Origin of the sequence: Flavihumibacter fluminis, assembly GCF_021491375.1 — a bacterium.
In the GTDB taxonomy this organism is placed as follows: Bacteria; Bacteroidota; Bacteroidia; order Chitinophagales; family Chitinophagaceae; genus Flavihumibacter; species Flavihumibacter fluminis.
Map to the genome: position 1 here is coordinate 866,077 of NZ_JAKEVY010000002.1, position 24,557 is coordinate 890,633.

A 24,557-nucleotide genomic window follows, 5' to 3' on the forward strand; every position below is an offset into this window, starting at 1 on the left:
CGTCAGGATTGTTTTTTTGAATCGGATTTCATGCCGAAAAGTATTCCAATTGCAGGGAAAGGTCGGATAAAGAGATGAAAAATAAACAGGCAAAGAAAGAGGGTGGTCATTGTCAGAAAAACCCACTTGAAGAATACAGTATCGGGGGTCTGGACAACATAATAAGCAAGGATAACGATAATTGTCTGGTGTAAGATATAGAAGGGATATATAAGCTGGTTGATATAGGGCAAAAAAGCGTGAGATCGGTTCAGGTATTTTTTACCATAGCCCACCAGTGCAAATACCCAGAGCCAGGTATGAACAGGCTGTCGGGCCAGGTAAAGCCAGGTAAACCAGGAATTGGTATCATGGCTGCCATCAAACCAGTTGAAATCATTCCAGCGAAGCGAATTGATCAGCACTAATAACAGAAAGGCGAGACTTAGGGAAAGTCGGCGGTTGCATTCCAGGCTATCCAGGAGTGTTGGTTCAACAAGACAAACGAAACCAGCCAGCACAAAAAGCAACCAGTAAATAAAGTAAACCGGATCGTCAATAAGTGCATTTGTTTCGGGATACTGTAAAATGCCCGCAGTGTAAATAAGTACGGAAGGGACCATCAGTAAATAAATCCGCTTTCCTTTTGACAGCCGGAGGAGAAATCGTTTGAAGCCATCGGCACTACTACTTTTGCACCAGGTAAAAAATGGCGCAAACAGTATATCATACAAAAAAAGATAGGCAATAAACCAAAGGTGATGCCAGCTGATATTTCCTTCCGGATAGGGGCCTGAGGAGAAGAGCTGACTATAAAAATCCAGGAAGCTACCGGTATAACCCTGGTGTTTTCTTTCCATATATACCTGGGGAGGAATGATCAGCAGCATGCTTGCAACCAATGGGAGGAACAGTCGTTTCAGCCGGAGTAAGATGAAAGAACCGGTCGTTCTTTTTTTGACCATATACCAGGTAACAGCGCCGGAGAGGAAAAAGAGCAGGGGCATTCTGAACCGGCTTAGGAAGAAATTAAATTCATCGAGGAGATTACTTTTGTCATGGTTATTGATATGCCAGGGATCATCCGGAATAAAGGGACGAGCACTGTGGTAAAGTAATACACCGAGAATTGCGAGAACCCGGAGCCAGTCGATATAGGCAAGACGGGTGGTTGGTTGGTTCATGAAAAAAACTTTTCACAAACCTAACAGAACAGGGGGAGGTGAATGGGAACGTTTGACGAACTGTCAGAAATCTTTGACGAATAACAGAAAAAGCTTAGAAACGCAGGTTGCAATAATATCCGCGGGTGCTGTCTGGTGATAAAAAAAGGAGCTCTTCTGTTTTGCCTTTTGGGTTAGTAAACTTAAATGCAAGGGCAGAATCACCGAGCGACGCTGGGGCAAACCAGGATGGCTTTTCCTCCACCGCGGGTTCTGCAAACCGTAGACCTTCTTTGTTCAGTTTGGTGGATTGGTAAGGATGCTGAGCAATAATTCTGGCAGCTTCTTCCGGGCAGGTAGTAAATTCCAGCCAGATACAGCAATCAACTACTGGCACTACGCGATCTTTTGAATTTATGACCTGTATGCAGGATACATTACTATTGCCAAAAAGATCCGTATAGATCGCAACGCCTGGTCTGGGTTCTATTGCTTTTTCCACTTTGCCGGCAACTTTTTGGTAGGTTTTGGAAAGAATATGATATAAACTGATACTTCCCGTGATAAAGGATAGCCCTAGTGGAATAAGCGATAGCAAAGCAAGGCTCTTTCTCTTCTGGTAAATGCTGATCACCAGGATGGAAATAAACCCAAGAAATAATCCAATTGTAAGAAGAATCCAGTTCCACATAACTGAAAATTAATAAAGAATTTTTGATTTTCGGCGATATCAGGGTTTCGCTGGAATTCCCTTGACTGTACTGCCAGCAGGAATATCATGGGTAACAACAGCACCAGCAGCAATAATGGCATTATCGCCAATTGTAACACCCATCAGAATTACAGCATGTGCACCAATCCAGACATTTTTGCCAATATGAACCGGATGTGAAACCAGGTCGTTTTCATTTAGATTGCCAGGTATAGAAGTATTGTAGTTATGATCGGTTATGAAAACAAAGGGGCCAATCCTGGAGCCATCTCCAATCGTAATGGATTCAATGCAGTCAAGGATCAGGTACCGGTTGGCATATAGATTCGCACCAACCGAAATTTTCCCTTCTCTTCCCTGTACCGTGTAAGAAAGTAAAGCCCCATAGTCGTCTATATAGGTATTCGCACCAATGGAAATGCTGCCAGTGTTGCGTGGGATATTTACCAAACGCCCTACCAATGCGCCTTTTCCCATTTGCACACCTCTTAACCTTAGCAGAAGGGTGTTGACTCGACGAATTAGAGCAGCAATGATTCTGAACATAAAAATTATCTGACCGATGCCAGCAGATCGGTTAATTTTTTGATTGCGTAATAAGCAGGGCTGGCGATGTTACGAAAGAAGAATTCTTCTCCGCCGAAATTTTTTTTGAACTGATTTACTCCTTTGAATTTTTTATAATCAGGATCTGTTGGTTGTGAATATCCTCCAAAATCATAGTTTGTGAAGCCTTGCTCTTTAAAGTAATCCATAGCTTTAAAGTGCATGAATTTATTGGCTGCGCCTATATCATTTTTTTCAAGATGAGGCAAAAAATACCTGCCGGATGCGGATCTGAATAACTGGACCTGTCCGCTCGGTGCATGCAGTAGATATAAATGCATGGCTACAATTTCACCCTCCAAAAAAACTTTGGAAATAAGAAAATTGGTATGCAGTTCAGAAAAATCCTGAATAGAGAGAGATGGTATCTTTTTGAATAGTGCGAATTTGTTGAAATAGCTTACAAAACCTGCCAGGTCTTCATCAAACCGCACTGGCAGGGCTTTCTTTTCAGCCTGACGAATATAGTTTTTGGTTTGTTTGCTGAACCCCTTCCAGATTTCAGTTTTATCCTGCCGGAGATTTACCTGCACAGATCTGCCTGTGAATTCAATCATGCCAAATGGCTTTTTGTCTGTTTCCGGTATTCTGAAGTATACAGCCATGCACAGTAAATCAGACCAGTGATAGGTAAAATCAAACCAGTGTTCACGAATCGGAATGAACTGCCATCGTTTTTTTTCTAAAATCATAATATGTGAATCGGGTACTGTCGATGGTTGTATCCCGTAATTTACATACAAGATTGGTATATTCTGGTAAGTTCCTGAAGGTTTTTTTGGGGTGTATAGTGTTCCTTGTAAGTTCTTAGTGCATTAGCACTCATCTGGTTCTTTTCTGTAATTGAGAGCTTGTTCCATTGCTGAATTGCTTCTGCAAGGGATGTTGCATTTCCGGGCTCAAAAAGTAATCCATTAAACTTATGCTGGATGAGGTGAGCAGGCGCACCAATATTGGCAGCAATTACGGGAGTGCCATGGGCAAACGATTCAATGATTACCATTCCAAAAGGTTCCTGCCAGATGGAGGGAACGATCAGTGCAGAAGCTGCTGATAACTCATCATATACCATCTGTTTATTAAGTGAACCGGCATACCGTATCCAGTCGTATTTAGAGGATGCGTCTGTAATCAATGATTTTAATGGTCCATCTCCTACAATAAGTAGAGGTTGTTTTGCTGTTATAAATGCATCCAGTAAGCTGCTGATCCCCTTTTCTGCAGAAAATCGCCCAACATACAAAAAGTTAGTTTTCTCTTTGGGAGATGTTGAAGCAGGTTCTGTGAAATTCGGTTTAACGGTTACTTTGTGCATGGGAAATTTCCAGGAAACTTTTTCAAAGAAAGGGAGCATCGATGCGGATGGTACCAGGTAGGAATGAACGAGGTTCCAGGTTCCGATTATTCTATGGAAATACAAAATCAGCGAAAGCCAGAAACTGAGCAGTATACTGTTTCGATAGGTTTTTTTTCGCACAGCTTTCCAGGGAAATCCATTCGTCAGACTTTCATAAAACAATGTTTCATTGTGAAAAAGACTTGCTGAAGGACATAGAATGCGATAGTTGTGTAAGGTTGCTACTATTGGTACACCTTCTTTAGCGGCGGCATGAAAAACAACAGGCCCTGCTGCAAAATGCCAATTATGTATATGCACGAGATCCGGCCTGAAATCAAGTATTTTTTTCCGGACCTTATGGCCTGCTCCCGGGTTCCAGATGGAAATAAGAAATTGAATAAGGCCGCGCCAGCCGCTCTCATTTTGAAACTCCAGCAATTCAACTTCATGTTCCTGTCTTAATAGATCAATTTCCAGGTCAACAAGACTGTCTTCACCACCTTTTTCAAGATAACGGGTATGAATTACCAGGATTTTCATTTTTTTTTGATACGGATATTGAAGAATTCCTTGATGTACAAATAGACAAATATGGTATTGGTTACCAGGTATCGTTTATGGAGTCTGGCTGGTTCCTGGAGTAACCGATATAACCATTCCAGGCTGGCTTTTTGCATCCAAACCGGGGCTCTTTTTTTAATTCCAAGCATAACCGGCATCGCTCCACCGATACCAACCATGCAACCATTGATCCTTCCTTTCATGGCAGCCATCCATTTTTCCTGTTTGGGACAACCAAGTGACACCAGTATGAGTTGTGCACCTGAGTCATTAATTTGTTTTACAACCTGATTTTCCTCCTTTTCAGAAAGAGGGCGAAAAGGAGGGCAATAAAAGCCACGCAGATCTAATCCAGGTAAATGTGTTTGTGCATATGTATCAAAAAGTGGTTTCAATTTTGGATCACCTCCATAAATATAAACCGGAATTTTTTTGGTTGCGGCATTGGCGAGCAGATCCGGAAGTAGATTCATGCCGGCCACCCGATCCTGTTTGATGCCGTAAAAATGTTCCAAACCCAGGCAAATCGGCATACCATCAGGCGTTACAATGTCAGCAGCATTTACAACCTTTGCAAACTCTTGTTCCTGGTATGCTTCTACCAGCATATGCACATTGGCAACACATACATAGGCTGAACCTTTCTCCTTTGCAAGTTTACCAATTTCATGAATAAAGGAGGGATAAGGTCCAGTGTCTACTTCCAATCCTAAAAAATGCTGTCTTTGTTTCATTACTGCAAATCAGAAGAAAATAGTGTGCTTAAAAATTCAGAGGGATGGTGTTCTCTATAAAAGCGATCAGCACCTTCATAATTGTGTGAATTAATTTCGCGTTCTGCATGCTCCATTGATTTGGCAACAGCTCTTACATCCAGGGGGTCTACTGTCAGACCAAGATTATATTGCTGAGTTATCGAAGCAAGTAATCCTACTGAAGGAGCCAATACAAACTGCCTGTGTTTAGCTGCCCGGCCGATCAGGCCACTTGATCCATAAAAATTCCGGTAAACCAATATGGAAATATCTGTTTGAGCATGGTATTTTTCCATTTCTTCGTCTGAAACAAAATGGGTATTAAACAGAATGTTTTTTTTATGTTCCTGGCCTTTTATATGGTCTGTTGCCAGTTTTTTTAAAGTGTTCAGATATGCTTCCGATTCGGTTTTTCCAACCAGGTGTAAAACTGCCTTTTTCTGGAAATTAGCAAGACCAAATGCTTCCAATACAAGGCTGATATTTTTACGTTCAGTTAAAGCGCCAAACAGTAGAAAATGTATTTCTTCTTTGTTACGTTTTAGCTGATTTGCTTCAAAGGGATAATCAAAAATTGGGTCCGGCAGGTATTTGAAAACAGTTCTTCCATGATAAGAATTCAGGAATGATACTCCTTCGGAATCATTCAGAATGAAAACTTTCTCTAATGCGGTATTGTTAAGAAGTAATTTTTCTGCAAGAATTTTTTTGAATCGTTTAATCCTCGTTATCAGAATTTGTTTTCCTGAGTCTGAGTAAATCGAAATTCGATGGTGCGGTCGAAAGTAAATCCCACTTATTCTGAACGGCGTTCTGCTGAGTCCCACAGGTAGCTGGAACTTGTCAAAATCCATGAAATACATTTGATCAACAGGGATTCTGCTCAATTTTGAAAGTATCCTTCGCCAGATTTTCCACCTTCCCCATGCAGAGGATCGCCATTGTGGCGGAAATGAAATATAATCAACACTGACACCTGGTTGTGTGGTTAGATATTCTTTTCCTTCTTCATTAAACAGAAACAGGCATTCCTTAATGCCACTGACCTCTTTGATTTTATCAGCATGGTCAAGTAAATATTGATTGTAACCAATATAGTGACCTTGTTTATAAATGTTGATATCACAAATGACCAACATGCTCCTGCTGTTTAGGTTTGTACCTGGTTTCAACCAAAATGATTCCCATACTAAGCCAGATTAATAGATAGTTTATTGTGAACGCGGGTCTGTTTTCAATACCGGTTATTATAAATTGTACCAATAAAAAGAAAGCAAAACGAAATGCCATGGATCGGACAGGAGCTTGTACAAACCCAAGGTATAAGCATCCAATCATTAATGCATAAAATGGAATGAGCAGGAACAGCCCTCCTTTCAGCAGGATTTCCAATGCACCAATTTCTATGGAAAAGCGTTGAAAATGATCTCCGTCGTCACCCTGCCATTCATAAAACCATTGACTGAAATAGGATCCCATGTAACCTTTCCCGCCTAACCACTGGAGTCCTTTGAAATCATCAAAAAACTCTGTGTATAGAAAAGTTCTGGTATCCGTTGTGTCAATTGAAAGTTTTTCCAGGTAAGTTGTAAAAAACTGAAAAGTACCTTCAAAATGAAAACTTAACAGGTATATGAATACAATTGATCCGGATAATACTGTAAACCTGAGTACCCGGTTTTTTAGAAACGGAATTAACAGGAATGTAAGTAAGCCAAAACTAACAACAAGAAGCCGAATGGCAACCATTCTGTTATCAAACAGGATCTGAATTACAATCAATACTAACGTCAGTATTGAAATGTAAAGTTTTCTTCCTGTCTTGAGCTGTTCAAACAATAACAATTCAACAAACAAGAAGAAATGCAATTCATTGATTCCTGCCGGCTGCTTCAAAATTACCAGGTCAGCGATAATTGCAAACGGCAGCAGTGTATTGACAATCCTTGCAAAACCAAGTAATTCTTTTTGTGTTCCCGGGTGAACGGTTAGGGCCATTATAGAAATGAAAAAAGCCAGAAATGCATATGGATGAAAACTGAGTGTCAATAGATCTTTGAGGTTCCCATGAATAGAATAGGCCAATGGAATGATTGTGAGAAAGGTGAACAAAAAAAACCAGATACGTGCCTGAACACCATTCGGTTTAAAAAATGTTTTCCTTCTTTCCAGTATAAAGAGTCCAAGTGTTAATAAGAAAATAGCCGCAAACAGAATAGAACCTACGCGATAATAAAATTGGTTTGAAACAATAAAACAGGCATACAAAAAGCTGGAAATGGTTATTCCGGAATACAGGTGTATTTCCCTGATTTTATAATTTTGGACTGCAGCAGGTAAATTCATAAGGTACTATCTGCAATTTTGGATCTGAGAAACGATTTGAACTGGATAGGAGCTGCAATAAAGCCATTTACATTGGCGAATATCAAAGCCAGACTGACTCCCGCTATTCCAAGATTCAGTGTTACTATGAAAAAATAGGCTGCTGGAAAAAACAGTATCAGTAATGCGATCGCTATGTAAAATTGTACATTCAGCAACCCCATTCCATTCAGAAAATATACATAAATCATACTGTACGTATAAAGTCCAACATAAATAGCGATGCTGATGCTGGTTACCCATCGAACCTCTACACTGGTTCCCAACCACCAATAAAAAAGATAAGGTGAAATCAATACCAGAACCACCAGTCCCAGCATGGATAATAACCAGTTTTTCTGAAGTGAAGCAGCCGTTGAGCGAATCCATTCATAATCTTTTTTGGCGATGGCTTCACTGGCAGCACTCCAGATTGGTGTTATTAAAATGCTGAATGCCATTGTTACTACACTAAAAAGTTTATAAGCTACATTGTATTCAACTACATCTACCGAATTCAGGTAACGGCTGATCAGCACATTTGCAATCTGAAACTGAAAAATCGAAACTACCTGGAGCAGAAAAAATTTACCTCCAAGAGCAAACAAATCTCTGACTTCCTGACGCCGGATACCAGTAAATACAGGCTTCAGATCCGGGCGGTCCATTATAAATAATTTGAGGGTAAGCAACAGAAGCGACAGGATAGTTCCGCCTACAAATGCAAGTCCCATCCAGAACAATCCTTTAATACCTGCCATGCTCAGCGCCAGCATCGCAAGTAGGGACAAAGCGCTTCCCAGTAAAAAAGACAAACCAACCATGGCGGGTTTCTGAAGGGCGTAGTAAATCGTATTGATGAGTTGAGCTGTGAATTGAATGCAAAATGTGATAATTATGATGTGGAAGAGTGTTTGAAATTCTGCACTTCGGTTTGAATCCAGGCCTAATATTCCTACCCAATCAATAACGCTGTTTAATAACAGCCAGATGCCAGTTAGCAGAAATGAAATTATTGCTGTAAATAGATAAGCAGTACCAATTAATCTTCTGCTCGTTACCAGTTCTCCTTTTGCGAGCGCTTCCGCCAGTTTATTTCGTAGTCCGTTTCCAATTCCAAGATCGAAGAAACTGGCCATGGTGATCAATGAACTGATTGTTAGCCAAATGCCATAGTCTTCTGTATTGGTAAAATCAAGACTGACAGGTACCAAAATAAAATTGATAATGATACTCGCACCTTTTATCAGGAGTGAGTATAGTATGCTGCTATTGACACGAAGAGATCGTTCATCATCCTTGTTCAATAGAAAGGGTAGCTTTCTAATCCAGTTTTTACCGATCATTTTTCCTTACGGTATTCAGCGTAGTAATCTTTCAGGTAAACATTTCTGGTCCTGCTTCCATTGTATACAACGGATACGTTGTTTAAACGATTCAAAATTCCTTCCCGTTGCAACTTCTTAACCAGTTTCAATGGAGTTACATCTTTTCTGACTACAAAAAGAGTGGCCGAACAAAAACTGCTTAATGAAAATGCATCACTAATTAGTCCGATAGGTGCTGAATCAATTACAACCAGATCAAATGCGTTACCCAGATGCTGAATAAGTGCTTCAATTTTTTTGTGGTTAAGCAAATCGGAAGACATTTCAATTGGCTGTCCGGCTGGTACTACATAGAGGTTGGCATGCTCCGGAACAGACATGCTTAAATTTTCCAGAGGCTCATTATTTAGTAGATAATCGGTAATGCCTTTGTCAAACTGGAGTTCCAGTTTTTTAGTGATCGTTGGATGGATCAGGTCAAATTCAACCAGGGCAACTTTTTTACCGGTTGCTGCTACACTTGCTGCAAGATTCAGAGAGATAAAACTTTTTCCTTCTCGTGCAATAGAGGAAGTTACCAATAGCCGGTTGTTGGATGCCTGCACACCCAGGTAGGGTAAACTGCTTCTAAGGTGACGGAATTGTTCAGCAATTTCTGTTCTGGCTCCTGTTTGTGCAACTAATTGCTCCGGACCTTTATGATGAACGATTTCTGCTATAACCGGTTTACCTGTTACATGTTCTACCTGTGCAGGCTCACTAAGTGTCGATTTAACTGCTTCTTTAAGTAAGACGATTGATGCCGCAATCAGCAATCCTGCTGCCAGAGCCGCACCCATTACCAGGATGGATTTCGGCTTTACCGGTTTTACTGTACTTACTGCGCTGTCAATAATACGATTATCAGGTACTGCTGATGAAATGGATAATTCTGCTTCTTCTTTCTTTTGAAGCAGGTAATTGTAGAGATCTGTTTTCTTACTTTGTTCCCGGGATATTTCAACGATTTCTCTTTCTTTAACCGGCATTACATTAAGATTAGATGAATACCGGCTGTTTGCGGCAAGCAGACTTCGTTCATTTTGTTCCAGTGACCGGATCTGGTTGGCAATATTGTTGGAAATGACAGGACGCAATTTGTTGATATTGTCCTGTATCGCAATCATAATCGGACTATTCTGGGCGGTTGTTTTTTGAAGGGATTCGTATTTGATCTCTAATTCATACAGCTGTTTGATCAGGTCTACCAATAATTTGTCATCTACATCAATTGCAGAAGGAGCCTGCATTAATTGACCATTTGAATTATTCAAATCTGCCTGCAGTGAACGAAGCGAACGAAGCTTTCTTTGCAGATCTGCTACTTTCTGGTCATTGTCTGTGATATTTTCAAGCAATAATTTGCTTTGCGAACTAACATCCATGGCCCCAGCCTGCGACTTATAGGATTGAAGACTCAACTCAATAGAGTCGAGGTCTTTTGACGCTATAGCAAGCCGTTCATTTACGATTTCAAGTGTGTTGTTTGCCAGTTGATTTTTTTCCTTAAAAGCAATGGAATTGTATTCTTTTAACAGTTGATTCAGAATGTCTTCCGCTTTTTTGGGTGAGGCATCATGCAGGCTCAGGTTTATTACTGACGCCAGTTTGTTTGCAGTATAAATTCCCAATTCCTTAGACAATTCCTCTGCTACAAGTTTTGGATGTTTAAACCGTATACGATATTCTTTTCCTTGCTGAATTTTACTTCTGTCAATATGGGTTATTCGAAATACACCGCAAGAAGATTTAATCCATTCGTTCAGCTTATAAGTTGATGTTCCGATAGTGAAGCTATCGTCTCCTCCTGTACTGGTTATATTTACCGGGTCACATTTTTGGATGGAATCCGGAGACCGTACTTCCACTAAAAATGGAGGTTTCTCGTATATTTCCCGCCCAATAAAGTATTCAGTAGCTTCAATTGTAGTATATAGTTTAAGTTCATTGATTACTGAAAGAAGTAATTCTTTCGATCGTAATACTTCAATTTCATTTTCTACTATTTTATTGGCTGCAAGTTGATTTAGTGACTGGACCATCTGGGCATCTTCTGTCCCTTTTTTTTGATCCTTAATTAATATAGCGGCTGTAGTCTGGTATTGTTTTGGAACAAGTTTTAGAAATAAAAATCCACCACTTAACGTAATCAATAAAGAGATTAGAAAAACAGGCCAGTTGCGCAGGAATTTTATGAGATTCGCCTTGATTCCGAATCCTTCTTCGTTTTCGTACATGGGTTAATGATTAGGTATTATGAAAGCACAGTGGTTTATCAGCCCAAACGGAGGTAGGTATCGGATTAACAGGTGGCAAAATTACATTTTAATTTCAGAAATAGCTTCGCCACCTCAGTCACAAATGCATTTTATGTGATACTGCTTTGTGGCTGCATTAATTGTTTCAATAAGCTGTTTAGCAATGGTTTAGGGGCTTTGCTGAGGATTTTGGCCGGGTTTCGATAGGAAAATATAGAACGGAGCGTTCCATTCAGGGTTGGTGCAAGAATAATAGTTTAAAGTCAGAAATCAAAGTGACAACAAAGAATAAGTTTGACATTTTCGTTATTAGAAAATTATTAGAGCTGCCTGAGAAATTGTGTTATTGTCTTTGCTGCAGTATTCCAGTTTAATCTTGATGCAAACTCATGGTAGGATGCCAGGCATAGTTCTTCGTATTGCGCATTGTTCGCAAGTAATGATTCGATATAGTCTGCATACCTGCCTGGTGTATCTGTCAGAGTAAAAAGTTGGCCATTCTGTCCATTTTTAATGATGGTTGGAATTCCTCCAACAGTTGTACTGATGCAGGGTAATCCAAAGGAATTGGCTTCTGAAAAAACGATTGGGGTGCAATCAGCGATCGTAGGTAATACCAGAAAATGGCTGTCCTCTAATAATTCACGGATTTTTTTATTTCCTGATGCTGAGTTTTTAGTTATCCGGCCATGTAACCGAACATACGATGGTTGTGTATCTAAAGGAAATTTATCAATTCCAACGATGTGAAGTATGGTTTTTAATCCTCGTTTATTTAAGTCAGCAGCAATTTCAAGTGCAAGGTTTCCTCCTTTTCTTTCCCAATCCACTCCAAGAAAAAGCAGGTTGCATTCCGTTTCAGGTCTTTTGCGAATAATAGACCGAATCTCTTCATAAGCAGGTGTTCCTTCGAGATTGGCACCAAATGGTACCACTTTAACTTTTGCGGGATCGGTATGGTAATCTTTGATTGCCGATGCAGCGGCCCATTCGGAACTGTAAATAGCAAGATCTGCTGTATCCAATGCTTTTTGTTCCAGGTAATTGCCGTCGCGTATTGATTTAGCGGATAGGTTGGAGAAATCTTTATAAAAGCCCAATATCCCGGCAAATGTAGAGTCGGTATAAAATGCTTTTGGTTTCGAATGTTCCAGTAGTGCCATCGGGATACTACCCGGTGAAAACAAAACATCAGTGTCCGTATTGATTCTCTTCCGGATCTGGTCTGCATATGCTTTTACCACCGCAAGGTCCCGATCCAATGGATATCCCTTCTTCAACAGTTTCCTGTAATAAAAGGCGTTCAGAAGGGTAGATGCTGTCAGTTTACGGTTGAGGTTGCCGATATAATCAAGAGTATTACCCTGATCGGTTAATGCTTTTGAAATATAATAACCGAGTCCCGACCAATTGTTGACATCACGGGCATCATAGGTCGTAATGTAGGAAAGCCTCATGCTGCTAGATTACTCAATTTTGTGAATTACAGACGAATTGATTTTCCCGTCGCCGCAGCACGATAAATAGCTTCCACGATCCGGATATCCCGCAGTCCTTCTTCTCCCGGCACTGACAGCGCCTGGCTATTCAGGATAGCCAGAGCATCGGCATCCATTTGCATGGTCTGTTGCATGGGTACCGAATAGGAGTGCTGAATTTTTCCTAACGGACTTGTTACTGTTTGTCCATTATAAGCCTGATACGGATTTACCTTGATTTCTCCTTTTTCGCAGCGGATATCCAGGAAGTTGATGTTTTCACCAAAACTTGTTTTGATATCAGCAATCACGCCCCCTGGGAATTCCAGTTTTGCAACGGTAGTTTCATCCAGTCCGTTTTTGTAAATCTCGGGCCTGGTAGTGGATGTGGTGGCGGATAGTATATTGATTGGTTCCATACCGGTACCAAGTCTTGCTCCCTGTATGGAGTAAACGCCCATATCATAAAGAACCCCTCCTCCCATTTCTTTTTTCTGTTTCCAATGATCCGTTCGGTTATCGCGATAGCCGGCTGCGCAGTTGAGTGATTTCACTTTACCGAGCGCCTGCTCTTTGATCAGCTTACGCCAGGCTTTGGTATTCGGTTCATGTTGTAAGCGATATCCGATGGATAGGGTTTTTTTATTAGCACTGAAGGCTGTAATCATTTCCCGGCATTCCTGTTCTGTCATCGCCATTGGTTTTTCGCACCATACATGTTTGCCGGCATTTGCAGCACGGATGGTATATTCCTTGTGCATTGAGGGAGGTAAGACTACATACACTACATCGATATCGGGGTTATTGGCAATCTGATCAAAATTGCTGTAGTTGTAAATATTTTTATCCGGGATATTGTATTTTTTCTGCCAGGCTGTAGCCTTCGATGGTGTTCCGGTAACAATTCCTGCCAGGTAACAATGACGGGTTTGCTGAAGCGCAGGTGCCAGCAAATCTGTACTGTAATAACCAAGTCCGACTAACGCAACCCCCAATCGCTCCTTCTTTTTACCGGTAGTTGCCAGTAAGCTAGTAGGAGAAAACAGCAGTAATCCACTGCCTGTCACCAGGGTTTTGATTGCATTTCTGCGCGTAGTGGAGTTCATGGTATTATATTTATACACCCAAGCTACTAAACATGTCTGATTTTTCAACCAGTAATCGTCGCGGTTTTATTACTGCCCTTGCGCAGCTCAGTGCTTTAAGTGCAATTAGTTTGTCGCCTCTAAGAAGTTTATCCGCTCCCTTGCGTAATTCATCCGTTTCGATTGTAACCGGACCTTATTTGCAGGCAGTAAGCCCAACCAGTATGAGCATCCGATGGATTACCAGTAACAATTCTTATGGCTGGGTGGAATATGGCGAAACAGAAGCGCTTGGCAAAAAAGCCCATGCTGTAACTGATGGATTGGTAAATGCTCATACCAGGATTCATGAGGTAGTAGTGAGCGGTTTGGAACCGGGCAGGCAGTATTATTACAGAATTGCATCAAAGGAGATTCTGGACTTTCAACCCTACAAGCTGATTTACGGAGAAACTGCTCACAGTGCCGTATATACGCTGAAAACGGTTGATCCGCAGGCCATTCAAACCAACTGGCTGGTACTGAATGATATTCACGACCGCCCTCATTCTTTTGGCGAATTGATCAGACATAATGGAGATGCTCCATATGATTTTGTTTTTCTAAATGGCGATATGTTCGATTACCAGACGGATGAACAACAACTGATCGATCATCTGATTCATCCGTGTACGGAAGCATTTGCCAGAAAAAAGCCCTTTCTGTTTGTTCGCGGAAACCATGAAACGCGGGGTAAATTTGCACGGCAACTGAAAGATTATTTTACCAATCCGGGCGGACAGTATTTCAGTTTTAAAACAGGGCCGGTATTTGCAGTAGCACTGGATACCGGAGAAGATAAACCTGATACGGAGCCAGTATATGCAGGTATTGTGGATTTTGATCAATACCGGATGCAGCAGGCAATATGGCTCGAAAAACAATTACAGCTAAAAGTAGCCAGGAAGGCGCGCTTTCGGGTGGTGATGATGCATATACCGCCCTTTTACTCGGGTGATTGGCATGGCACGCTGCATTGCAGAAAATTGTTTTCGCCCTTGTTTGACCGGTACCGTGTGGACCTCGTAATTGCCGGACATACGCACAAACACGGTATTCACCCACCGGTGAAAGGTGAGCATTCCTATCCCATTATCATTGGCGGCGGACCGAAAGAAGGGAAAAGAACTCTGATTAAAGTAAGTGCTGATGCAAACCAGTTAGCAGTGAAAATGTTGGGAGATACGGGTGCGGAAATCGGTGAGTATAAGATTAGCAGTCGGTAATAAGATTGGACATACGACAAGAAATATTTTTCCATAAAAACTAAAAATTTATTGAAAAACAATAAATATTTCTATATTTGTGTTGTAAAACCAATAAAGACCAGCCAATATGAAATTTAGTACCAAGCAGTTACTCGTGGTTATCCAGGTCATCTCCTGGATCATTTTTGTAGGTGTTTGTATAGAAGCAGGGGGATTTTTATTTAATACCATTTATACATTTTTCTTCAATCAAAACGAAGCCAGAATGTATTGGTCCAATGTTGATTTGTCGGCTTTGTTTCGGTCCGACAAAGGACAGTTCTTAACCATTACCACTCTGATGACAATTGTTGCTATTCTGAAAGCAGTGCTTTTTTACATCATAATAAAAGTATTGCACGATCAAAAACTGGATCTCTCAGAACCATTTAAACCGGTAATCGGCCGGTCTATTTTCAACATGTCATATGTGTCTTTTGGCATTGGACTCTTTGCCAATTGGGGAACACGCTATACGGATTGGTTGGAACAGCAGGGGACAAGCATGCCGGAAATCCAATACATGGGACTTGCAGGTGCAGATGTATGGCTTTTTATGGGAGTGGTGCTTTTCGTAATTGCATTGATATTTAAGAGAGGTATAGAAATACAAACTGAAAATGATCTAACTGTTTAAGCCATGGCAATTATTGTAAACCTGGATGTTATGATGGCCAAGCGAAAAATGTCGCTGAATGAATTATCTGAAAAAGTGGGACTTACTTTATCTAATCTTTCCATTCTTAAAACGGGAAAAGCAAAAGCTATTCGTTTTAGCACGCTGGATGCCATATGCAAGGCATTGGAATGTCAGCCGGCTGATATTTTGGAATACCGCGAGAAGCCGTAGCTCAAACTTTCAATAAACCCCGAAATCCTCTTGCTGCATAGTAAGATTCCGCGCCATTGTGGTATATGAAAACGCGTCCAAATCGTTTGTCCCCAAAAATAGCGCCACCTAATTTTCGTATAGTCGCAGGAGTTAGTAACCAGCTGGATGTTTTGAGATCATAGCTGCCGGTTTGCTGCAGTAAATGGTATTCCTCTTCGGTTAACAGCTCAATACCCATTTCTGCTGCAATATTGAGGGCGCTGTCTGCAGGTTTGTTTGCTTTCCTTGATTCCAGTGCTTCGGGATCATAGCAGTAACTTCTTCTGCCGGCCGGACTCTCAGGCGAACAGTCCACAAACCAGTAGCTGTCTGTTTGTTTATCATAGCCTATCACATCCGGTTCACCTTCGGAAGCCTCCATTTGCTGTAGCGACCATAATTTTTCTGGCTTTTTCTCCAGTTTTTTTTCAATCTTATTCCAATCCAGTTCTTTATGGCGGCCTGGATTTTTTTCAAACCTTGACTTTAAGGTAGCAAGCAATTGCTGTTTTTCGATTGCGGATAGTGTCTTGTCTGAATGATGGTTTTTTTTCATGGATCAAAATTTAAGGTAGTGTATGTAAAATAAGAAAATAGAGGAAAAGTCTAAATCCTTAAATTGGGGATGCAAGCTAAATTATGGTACAAATGGGAATCGACCGGTTTATAGCCGGTTTTGAACAACAGCAGGCTAATAGGTGGGGGCTTGTAACCAATGAAGTGGCGCTAACGTCTACAGGTATACGAAGCAGGAAGGCTTTACTGGATGCAGGATTCAATCTTATTCGTTTGTTTGCTCCGGAACATGGGGTGCGGGCAACAGGTGCAGATGGTGCACGGCAAATGGATGGTATAGATGCATTAACCGGTTTGCCAGTTATAAGCTTATATGGAGATAAAATGGCTCCTGACCCTGAAGACCTGGTGGATCTTGACGCCGTGCTTTTTGATATTCCGGATGTGGGATGTCGGTTTTATACGTATTTGTGGACCCTGACCTATGTGATGGAGCGTTGTGCCAGTTTGCAAAAGCCATTGTATGTTTTGGACCGGCCTAATCCATTGGGTGGTGATCCTGGCAGGGCAGAAGGTCCCATGTTAGACGAAAATTATTGTTCTTCTTTTATTGGTAGTTGGTCCATCCCGCTTCGGCATTCCTGCACACTTGGAGAACTGGCCAGGTATTTTGCGGCAACCCGTTTGCCTGATCTGAATGTAAAGGTGATCCCTGTAAAGAATTGGAACCGGTTGACTACCACTGCTTCATCCGGCTGGACATTTATTCCCACTTCTCCCGCCATCCGGGATATTGAAACGGCCCTCTTGTATCCTGGCACCGGTCTGCTGGAAGGTATATTTATAAATGAAGGCAGAGGCACGGATCGCCCTTTTACCTGTTGTGGTGCGCCATGGATCAATGGCGAAATGCTGGCCAATGCGTTTACTGCATTGAACCTTCCAGGTGTTCTGTGTCAATCTATCCATTATATTCCGGATAGCAGTATTTACCAGGGGGAAACATGTCATGGACTTCAATTCCGTGTTACTGATGAAATTCATTTTCGTCCGGTACGGATGGGTATTGAGTTGATACTGCTGCTAATGCGTTTTTATCCTGATCAGGTATTGGAGCGCAGGTATTATACGGCAGCCAATCCAGACGGTACCAGGCATTTGGATAAATTATTGGGAATACCTGAGGCCTTCTCTACAATCAGCTCAAATCAGTTGCCTCCTTTAGATGTAGGTGTGGAATGGAAGCAGATCATGGCAGCACATCTGCTTTATTAAAATGGTTGTACTACTACTACTTGCTACACCCCAAACGGATAAGTTTCCGGCATTTGGGCTGCTGCAGCATCAACATGGAGTGGATGGAGCGCCCTGGTTTCATCCAGGTGAATAAATGCATCGTATCGAAGTGGCAATATGCTGGGAACATAATTGCCATATGCTTCGTATTGCGGATTGTACACAACACCAACGGCTCGATGTCCAATGGGATGCTCAAGTAGTGTATCATTGGATATGAAATCCTCCATAAGTAATAGTTGATTTTGGTGGCCTGCCTTATGCAGCAGGTCTTCCCAGCTTCCCCTTGCAGCATCCGGTAACTTCCATGCCTGCATGGGAGCGCCCCAGTTTTTGCCTGCAATAACAGATCCTTTATAGGAGCCAAATCCCACCAGTACTACATTGGGCTCTCCGTATTTAATCCTGGCCAGTTCTCCTAAGTTAAGCATGCCATCAGCTGCCATATCTGTAGCTCTTGCATCTCCGATATGGGTATTGTGGGCCCATACAATTACCTTGGCATCTTTTCCATGATATTCCAATAAATCATCCAGGGTATCAGCCATGTGCCGGTCGCGCAGATTCCAGCTATGCGGTCCCCCTTTTATCATGGCGCGGTAATATTTTTCCGCATTAACAGCGATCCGTGCATTCTGTTCTACACTGAAAACATTCTCAGGGTCGGAATTATAAAGGACGGATTTAGACTGAATTTCTTTCAGTAACTCAACCACTTCCTGCTGACATAATTCAGGTACAAATTGAGAAGCTCTTGCATAACCGCGACCTTCTTCTTTCTGATACGGTTCAAAACAACGGAAAGCCTCCAATGCAGTTGTTAAAGAAGCAGGGTCGGTTTTTTCCAGGTATCGGATTATGCTTTCCATACTTTCCCATAAACTATATACATCCAATCCGTAAAATCCTGCCCGTTTGTTAAGTGGTATGCTCTTATTGAATTCATATAGCCAGTCGGCCAATGCAACCATCTCCCAGTTGGCCCACATCCAGGTTGGCCATCGGTTAAAAGCCTGCAATACTTTAAATGCGCTTTTGTCCTTTTCATCTAATCCTTTGATAAACCGATTGAGCCGGTAGCAATCTGGCCAGTCGCCCTCTACTGCAATGAACTGAAACCCTTTTTCCTGAATTAACCGCTTTGTAATATGTGCACGCCAGGTGTAGAACTCATGGGTTCCGTGGCTTGCTTCTCCAAGCATCACAATGCTGCTATCCCCAATTCTGTCAAACAAAGGCTGCAAGTCGGCTTTACTATTTAGAGGATAAGCCCATTGTTTAATAAGGCTTATCAATTCTGTTTCATTGATATCCGGGGGTGTTGTATGATGGCGTTGCATGCATCAAATCAACTCCTTTTATTACCCACTGCCAATGAGCACAGTCAAGGCTTTTGTTGAGAAGCGTCAAGGTTTTTCGGAATTGATTTAAATACATTTAGAGATGAATTGGAAGTTCAACAAAATTGTAAGTATTCCCATACAGGATGTGGAAGTAGAAGGTGAATTAATGATTCCGGAGCAGGCAGTAGGCGTGGTGATATTTTCGCATGGGAGTGGCAGCAGCCGAATGAGTCCGCGCAACCAGTTAATGGCCGGTTACCTGCACCAGCATAAAATCGGTACCTTGTTATTTGATTTGTTAACCTGGGAAGAGGATTTGCTTTACCAGAACAGGTTCGATATTGGCTTATTGACCAATCGTCTGATAGGGGCTACCAAATGGCTGGAAGGTCTTCCCTTTATGCAGGAACTCAGTCTCGGGTATTTTGGTGCCAGTACGGGTGCTGCATCTGCTCTAAATGCGGCGAGCAGCCTTCCCCAGATCAGGGCGGTTGTGTCAAGAGGTGGCCGACCGGATCTGGCAGGAACTAAAGCGCTTTCCCAATTGAAAGCTCCTGTGTTATTGATTGTGGGTGGCCTGGATGAAGAAGTGCTGCAGTTGAATGAACAGGCTGCCGCAAGGATGGTTTGTGAAAAAAGAATTGAAATCGTTCCGGGTGCCACTCATCTTTTTGAACAAAAAGGGGCGATGGAAAAAGTAGGTGAACTGGCCATCAGCTGGTTTGAAAAATACCTGTTGTCTCATTAATACTATTCAAATGTTCCAGGATCGGATCGAAGCCGGTTTGGCGCTGGCTCAACAATTAAGCAAGTATAAAAACGAGAACGGCATCGTACTGGCAATACCCCGGGGAGGAGTGCCGGTTGGTTATGCCGTAGCGCGCGAGCTGGGATTACCCCTGGAACTGGTACTAACCAAAAAGATAGGGCATCCGAATAATAAGGAATATGCTATCGGGGCAGCCAGCCTGACGGATTATTTTATTGTTCCACATGAGGAAGTGCCAGCAGAATATGTCGAACAGGAGTTGATTAGGGTCCGGGAACGTTTGACCGAAATGCATGATCGTTTTGAAGCAAAAAAGGAGGCCGCAGAACTGGAAGGTAAAACCGTGATCATTGTGGATGATGGCATTGCTACTGGTAATACCTTGCTTGCCACTGTGCAACTGATTAAAAAAAGCCGTCCGAAAAATATAATAATCGGAGTTCCGGTTGCTCCCGAAGCGGCGGTAAGCAAGCTAACTAAGCAGGTAGATGATATGGTTGTGTTGCTGATTCCGGATATGTTTTATGGGGTAGGAGGGTTTTATGAGGATTTCAGCCAGGTGAGTGATGAAGAAGTTGCCGATTACCTTGCTAAAAAAGCCAACTAGCGCTTCAAAAAAACCGGTCAGCACTAATAAGTTGTTTAACGTTTAGAATGAATTGTAAAAAGTTAGAAGGAGGTGTGAGTAGCCAAAGATCTCTACTCTAAGACAACAAAAAGCGCAAACCCTTACCAGGCCTGCGCTTTTGCTTTTTAGATGCGGAGAGAGAGGGATTCGAACCCCCGGACCTGTTACAGTCAACGGTTTTCAAGACCGCCGCATTCGACCGCTCTGCCATCTCTCCGGGCGCAAAATTAGGGGTTGAGTTCAATTGCCAAAATTTTTTTTCAGATACAGGCCATTTTCTTCGAAATTCCTGAAAATCAATGCTTGTCTGGCCCATTGGGCAACCGACAGGTATATATAATTGTCTGTATGCTAATAACTTGTTAATATAATCGAATAATTTGCGCAATTTGACGGCCCCATCAGCCTGCTAAGCCAGTAATTTTCCAGAATTAAATGGATTATCCATAAATCAAGTTTGCATGTCATCCAAAAACAAGTATCTCTTACCGTTTATCCTGGTTACCTCGTTGTTTTTCCTTTGGGCCTTTTTGCACAATATCAACCCGATCCTGATTCCCCATCTGAAAAAAGCCTGCCAGCTAAATGATACGCAATCTGCACTGATTGATTTTGCTGTTTATATGGGATATTTCGCGATCGCTTTACCTGCCGGATGGTTCATGAATAAATATGGATATAAAAAAGGTATCATATTTGGATTGGTTCTGTATGGTGCTGGTGCTCTGCTGTTTCTTCCTTCTGCAGATACCCGTTCCTATACCTTTTTCCTGATTGCGCTGTTTGTAATTGCCGCGGGTGCAACCTTCCTGGAAACAATTGCCAACCCATATATCACCAAACTCGGTGACCCCGCTACTGCTACGCAACGATTAAATTTTGCTCAGTCCTTTAATGGTGTAGGCGCTTTTCTCGCTCCCCTGATTGGTGGTAAATTCATTCTTACCGGTATTGAACACAGTCCGGATACCTTAAAAGCCATGGAACAAAGCGGTACCCTACAGGCCTACCTGCAGGAGGAAGCAAACGCTGTTCGGATGCCCTACCTCATTATAGGAATTGTTGTATTCATACTGGTTGCGCTTTTCCTGGTGGTGAAATTGCCGGAAGGAGAAGAAGCCACCGTTGATGCCAATCAAAAAGAGGATAAATTCTCCTTTTCAGTATTAGCTATTCCCCAGGTTCGCTGGGCTGTATTGGCGCAGTTTTTTTATGTAGGCGCGCAGGTAGGAGTGGGTAGTTTTTTCATTCGATTTTCCAAATACACAATGGATCTTCCTGAAATTCCCGCCTCACAATACCTGTCACTGGCAATGGTCGGATTCATGGTAGGTCGGTTTACCGGTACCTTTTTTATGAAATTTATCAGTCCGGCACGCCTGCTTGTTATCTACTCTTCCATTTGTGTAGTGCTGTTGTTGCTGGCATCCTTTGTTTCAGGTCCCATAGCAGTTTATGCAGTAATGGCAGTGCCTTTCTTTATGTCGATCATGTTCCCCACCATTTTTGCGTTGGGAATCGCAGGATTGGGTGCTGCTTCAAGAATGGCTTCGTCTTTGCTGGTAATGGCAATTGTGGGAGGAGCATTCTTCCCGGTATTAATGGGACAACTTTCTGATCTTACCGGCGGAAACATTCAGATTTCCTACCTGATTCCATTGATCTGTTTTATAGTTGTTGGAATTTTCGGTTACTCACAGTCAAATAAAAACGAAGTGGTTGCCCTGCAATCCGGACACTAATTATATAAAAATGTTATTCAATTATTCCAATAAATCAGTTGTTATAACCGGGGGTGCCAGTGGTATCGGGAAAGCTGCCACTATTGCCTTTGCCAGGCAGGGAGCTACGGTTCATGTAATCGAACTCAATGAAAACGGGTGGCCATCACTGCAGGAGGAACTGCACGATTATTCTGCAAAAACGTTTATCCATACGGGTGATGTATCCGACCAGGCTCGAATGCTGGAAATCTTTCAGCAAATCGGTCCGGTTGATGTACTCATTAACAATGCGGGTATCGCTCATGTAGGCAGTGTAACAACTACTACGGAAGCAGATTTTGATCGCTTGTTTCGCGTGAATGTGAAAGGTGTTTACAATTGTATGTTGGCCGCCATCCCCCAGATGCAGGCAAAAGGAGGAGGAGCGATCCTGAATTTGAGTTCCATCGCGGCGGTAGTTGGACTCTCGGACCGGTTTGCTTACAGTATGACCAAGGGAGCCGTATTAGCGATGACATTATCTGCTGCAAAAGATTACCTGAAAGATAAAATCCGGGTGAACTGCATTTCACCTGCAAGGGTACATACACCATTTGTAGATGGATTCATCACGAAAAATTATCCCGGAAAAGAAAAAGAAATGTTTGAAAAATTATCGGCCAGTCAGCCTATTGGAAGAATGGGAAAACCGGAGGAAATCGCCAACCTGATGATCTACCTCTGTTCTGATGAAGCCTCTTTCATCACCGGATCAGATTATCCGATCGATGGAGGATTTATTACGCTAAATACCTAGAAATGAAACTGATTCGATTTGGTAACCCGGGCCATGAAAAACCGGGGGTTCTTATAGATGGAAAACAACTGGATGTTTCCGCGCATTTTGATGATTACAATGAAGCTTTTTTTGCGGAAGATGGTCTGAATCGGCTGGCTGATGTGATCAGGGAACTGGGTGCGGAACTGCCTGAAATACCTGCCGGTATCCGGTTAGGCGCTCCCATTGCCAGACCTTCGAAAATTGTTTGCATCGGACTCAATTATATTGACCATGCAAAAGAAACCAATGCTACACCACCTGCCGAACCGGTGATTTTCATGAAATCCACCACAGCGTTGATTGGACCAAATGACAATGTAACCATCCCCCGCGGATCCGAAAAAACCGACTGGGAAGTGGAATTGGCTATCGTCATCGGAAAAAAAGCCAGCTATGTGGAAGAAGCCGAAGCTCTGGATTATGTAGCAGGTTATGTACTTCACAATGATATCAGTGAACGAGCCTATCAATTGGAACGGGGTGGTACCTGGGATAAAGGAAAAGGCTGTGATACGTTTGCCCCCATCGGTCCCTGGCTGGTAACTAAAGATGAAATCAGTGATGTCCACAACCTTCGGTTATGGCTCACCGTGAATGGACAAAAAATGCAGGATGGCAATACCAGTAACCTGATTTTTAAAATACCGCACCTGATTGCTTATACTTCCCAGTTTATGACCCTGCTGCCGGGAGATATCATTTCAACGGGAACACCGGCAGGAGTGGGACTGGGCATGAATCCGCAGGTATACCTGAAGCCAGGAGATTTGATGGAACTGGGAATTGACGGACTCGGAACTTCCCGTCAGGAATGTTTTGCTTTTAATCGCTAACAACAATAAGATTACATGAATTTAGAACTGCAACATAAAGTGATCCTGGTTACCGGTGGTGCCAAAGGCATAGGCGAAGGCATTGTAAGAGTGCTGGCTGCTGAGGGTGCTCACCCGGTAATTATAGGAAGAGATGCAAAAGATAACCAGAAACTGGTTGATGAATTACTGGCCGCCGGACAGAAAGCGGATCAGTTTGCGGCTGAATTATCAGACCCCAAAGCCTGTAAAGCCGCCGTTGATTATGTATTGCTCAAGTTTGGCAGGATAGATGGATTGGTAAACAATGCCGGTAAAAATGACGGAGTGGGATTAGAGAAAGGCAATTATGAAGATTTCATGGCTTCCCTTCATCGCAACCTCGTGCATTATTACCTGATGGCGCATCATGCCTTACCGGCACTGATCAAATCAAAAGGATCCATCGTAAATATCAGTTCCAAAACTGCTGAAACCGGCCAGGGAAACACATCTGCATATGCAGCGTCTAATGGTGGCCGTAATGCACTCACCCGCGAATGGGCCGTTGAATTACTGAAATACGGAATTCGCGTGAATGCCATCATAGTAGCTGAATGCTGGACACCCCAATATGCAAACTGGATTGAAACCCTTCCGAATCCAAAAGAAAAACTCGACAGCATCAACAAGCGAATACCCTTTGAAAACCGCATGACTACACCGGAAGAGATTGCCAACACAACGGCCTTCCTGCTTTCGAACAAATCAAGTCATACCACGGGGCAACTGATTCATGTAGATGGTGGATACGTTCACCTGGATAAAATTATTACAGAATAACCT

24 protein-coding genes and 1 tRNA gene are annotated in these 24,557 nt (G+C 42.4%); 10 read left to right on the forward strand and 15 right to left on the reverse strand.

Going from position 1 to position 24,557, the window contains the following annotated elements:
- Positions 1–2 precede the first annotated feature (2 nt).
- The 12 genes from L0U88_RS10005 to L0U88_RS10060 form a co-directional block, all read right to left on the reverse strand.
- On the reverse strand, positions 3–1,163 hold the full coding sequence (locus tag L0U88_RS10005) for an acyltransferase family protein (protein ID WP_234865910.1): 1,161 nt from the start codon (positions 1,161–1,163) through the stop codon (positions 3–5).
- A gap of 94 nt (positions 1,164–1,257) precedes the next feature.
- Positions 1,258–1,833 carry a hypothetical protein gene (locus L0U88_RS10010; protein ID WP_234865911.1) on the reverse strand — a complete coding sequence of 192 codons (576 nt, stop codon included), beginning with the start codon at positions 1,831–1,833 and terminating at the stop codon, positions 1,258–1,260.
- 39 nt (positions 1,834–1,872) lie between these two features.
- Positions 1,873–2,400: an acyltransferase gene (locus L0U88_RS20895; protein ID WP_255723015.1), complete on the reverse strand. Its 528-nt coding sequence runs from the start codon at positions 2,398–2,400 to the stop codon at positions 1,873–1,875.
- A 5-nt stretch (positions 2,401–2,405) separates the two neighbouring features.
- Positions 2,406–3,152 (reverse strand): GNAT family N-acetyltransferase, encoded by a 747-nt coding sequence (locus tag L0U88_RS10020; RefSeq protein ID WP_234865912.1) that lies wholly within the window; start codon positions 3,150–3,152, stop codon positions 2,406–2,408.
- Positions 3,153–3,193: 41 nt separating this feature from the next.
- Positions 3,194–4,339 carry a glycosyltransferase gene (locus tag L0U88_RS10025; protein ID WP_234865913.1) on the reverse strand — a complete coding sequence of 382 codons (1,146 nt, stop codon included), beginning with the start codon at positions 4,337–4,339 and terminating at the stop codon, positions 3,194–3,196.
- Positions 4,336–5,094 (reverse strand): WecB/TagA/CpsF family glycosyltransferase, encoded by a 759-nt coding sequence (locus L0U88_RS10030; RefSeq protein ID WP_234865914.1) that lies wholly within the window; start codon positions 5,092–5,094, stop codon positions 4,336–4,338. Before L0U88_RS10030 ends, L0U88_RS10025 begins: the two co-directional genes overlap by 4 nt.
- The gene (locus tag L0U88_RS10035) at positions 5,094–6,254 is read right to left on the reverse strand and encodes a glycosyltransferase (RefSeq protein ID WP_234865915.1); all 1,161 of its coding nucleotides are present in this window, start codon (positions 6,252–6,254) and stop codon (positions 5,094–5,096) included. The genes L0U88_RS10030 and L0U88_RS10035 overlap by 1 nt, the downstream gene beginning before the upstream one ends.
- Positions 6,238–7,461, reverse strand: coding sequence for a hypothetical protein (locus tag L0U88_RS10040; RefSeq protein ID WP_234865916.1), 1,224 nt, complete (start codon positions 7,459–7,461; stop codon positions 6,238–6,240). The genes L0U88_RS10035 and L0U88_RS10040 overlap by 17 nt, the downstream gene beginning before the upstream one ends.
- A complete protein-coding gene (locus L0U88_RS10045; protein ID WP_234865917.1) occupies positions 7,458–8,825 on the reverse strand; it encodes a lipopolysaccharide biosynthesis protein in 1,368 nt (455 codons plus the stop codon). Before L0U88_RS10045 ends, L0U88_RS10040 begins: the two co-directional genes overlap by 4 nt.
- On the reverse strand, positions 8,822–11,083 hold the full coding sequence (locus tag L0U88_RS10050; protein ID WP_234865918.1) for a GumC family protein: 2,262 nt from the start codon (positions 11,081–11,083) through the stop codon (positions 8,822–8,824). Before L0U88_RS10050 ends, L0U88_RS10045 begins: the two co-directional genes overlap by 4 nt.
- Positions 11,084–11,424: 341 nt before the next feature.
- Positions 11,425–12,561 carry a glycosyltransferase family 4 protein gene (locus tag L0U88_RS10055; protein ID WP_234865919.1) on the reverse strand — a complete coding sequence of 379 codons (1,137 nt, stop codon included), beginning with the start codon at positions 12,559–12,561 and terminating at the stop codon, positions 11,425–11,427.
- Positions 12,562–12,587: 26 nt separating this feature from the next.
- The gene (locus tag L0U88_RS10060; RefSeq protein WP_234865920.1) at positions 12,588–13,688 is read right to left on the reverse strand and encodes a Gfo/Idh/MocA family protein; all 1,101 of its coding nucleotides are present in this window, start codon (positions 13,686–13,688) and stop codon (positions 12,588–12,590) included.
- A gap of 32 nt (positions 13,689–13,720) precedes the next feature.
- Here L0U88_RS10060 and L0U88_RS10065 point away from each other — a divergent pair, with 32 nt between their 5' ends.
- From L0U88_RS10065 to L0U88_RS10075, 3 genes are all read left to right on the forward strand, one after another.
- Positions 13,721–14,932 carry a purple acid phosphatase family protein gene (locus tag L0U88_RS10065; RefSeq protein WP_234865921.1) on the forward strand — a complete coding sequence of 404 codons (1,212 nt, stop codon included), beginning with the start codon at positions 13,721–13,723 and terminating at the stop codon, positions 14,930–14,932.
- 109 nt (positions 14,933–15,041) lie between these two features.
- A complete protein-coding gene (locus L0U88_RS10070; RefSeq protein ID WP_234865922.1) occupies positions 15,042–15,590 on the forward strand; it encodes a DUF2975 domain-containing protein in 549 nt (182 codons plus the stop codon).
- A 3-nt stretch (positions 15,591–15,593) separates the two neighbouring features.
- Positions 15,594–15,803: a helix-turn-helix domain-containing protein gene (locus L0U88_RS10075; protein ID WP_234865923.1), complete on the forward strand. Its 210-nt coding sequence runs from the start codon at positions 15,594–15,596 to the stop codon at positions 15,801–15,803.
- A gap of 1 nt (position 15,804) precedes the next feature.
- On the opposite strand, the gene L0U88_RS10080 is transcribed toward L0U88_RS10075, so the two are convergent.
- A complete protein-coding gene (locus L0U88_RS10080; RefSeq protein WP_234865924.1) occupies positions 15,805–16,380 on the reverse strand; it encodes a DUF4256 domain-containing protein in 576 nt (191 codons plus the stop codon).
- Between the two features lie 83 nt (positions 16,381–16,463).
- Here L0U88_RS10080 and L0U88_RS10085 point away from each other — a divergent pair, with 83 nt between their 5' ends.
- Positions 16,464–17,615: an exo-beta-N-acetylmuramidase NamZ family protein gene (locus L0U88_RS10085; protein ID WP_234865925.1), complete on the forward strand. Its 1,152-nt coding sequence runs from the start codon at positions 16,464–16,466 to the stop codon at positions 17,613–17,615.
- 23 nt (positions 17,616–17,638) lie between these two features.
- Here the strand turns inward: L0U88_RS10085 and L0U88_RS10090 are convergent, their stop codons facing one another.
- Positions 17,639–18,976 (reverse strand): erythromycin esterase family protein, encoded by a 1,338-nt coding sequence (locus L0U88_RS10090; RefSeq protein ID WP_234865926.1) that lies wholly within the window; start codon positions 18,974–18,976, stop codon positions 17,639–17,641.
- 103 nt (positions 18,977–19,079) lie between these two features.
- Between L0U88_RS10090 and L0U88_RS10095 the strand changes: the two genes are divergently transcribed.
- Positions 19,080–19,727, forward strand: a complete 648-nt coding sequence (locus L0U88_RS10095; protein WP_234865927.1) for a dienelactone hydrolase family protein — start codon at positions 19,080–19,082, stop codon at positions 19,725–19,727.
- A gap of 10 nt (positions 19,728–19,737) precedes the next feature.
- A complete protein-coding gene (locus L0U88_RS10100) occupies positions 19,738–20,355 on the forward strand; it encodes a phosphoribosyltransferase (RefSeq protein ID WP_234865928.1) in 618 nt (205 codons plus the stop codon).
- Positions 20,356–20,508: 153 nt separating this feature from the next.
- Here L0U88_RS10100 and L0U88_RS10105 read toward each other — a convergent pair.
- A tRNA-Ser gene (locus L0U88_RS10105) sits at positions 20,509–20,593 on the reverse strand.
- A 244-nt stretch (positions 20,594–20,837) separates the two neighbouring features.
- On the opposite strand from L0U88_RS10105, the gene fucP reads away from it, so the two are divergent.
- From fucP to L0U88_RS10125, 4 genes are read left to right on the forward strand one after another with little or no spacing between them, the layout of a single operon-like run.
- Positions 20,838–22,118, forward strand: a complete 1,281-nt coding sequence (gene fucP, locus L0U88_RS10110) for an L-fucose:H+ symporter permease (protein WP_234865929.1) — start codon at positions 20,838–20,840, stop codon at positions 22,116–22,118.
- 10 nt (positions 22,119–22,128) lie between these two features.
- A complete protein-coding gene (locus tag L0U88_RS10115) occupies positions 22,129–22,896 on the forward strand; it encodes an SDR family NAD(P)-dependent oxidoreductase (RefSeq protein WP_234865930.1) in 768 nt (255 codons plus the stop codon).
- A gap of 2 nt (positions 22,897–22,898) precedes the next feature.
- Positions 22,899–23,753, forward strand: a complete 855-nt coding sequence (locus tag L0U88_RS10120; RefSeq protein ID WP_234865931.1) for a fumarylacetoacetate hydrolase family protein — start codon at positions 22,899–22,901, stop codon at positions 23,751–23,753.
- 15 nt (positions 23,754–23,768) lie between these two features.
- Positions 23,769–24,554: an L-fucose dehydrogenase gene (locus tag L0U88_RS10125; protein ID WP_234865932.1), complete on the forward strand. Its 786-nt coding sequence runs from the start codon at positions 23,769–23,771 to the stop codon at positions 24,552–24,554.
- The last annotated feature ends 3 nt before the right edge of the window (positions 24,555–24,557 follow it).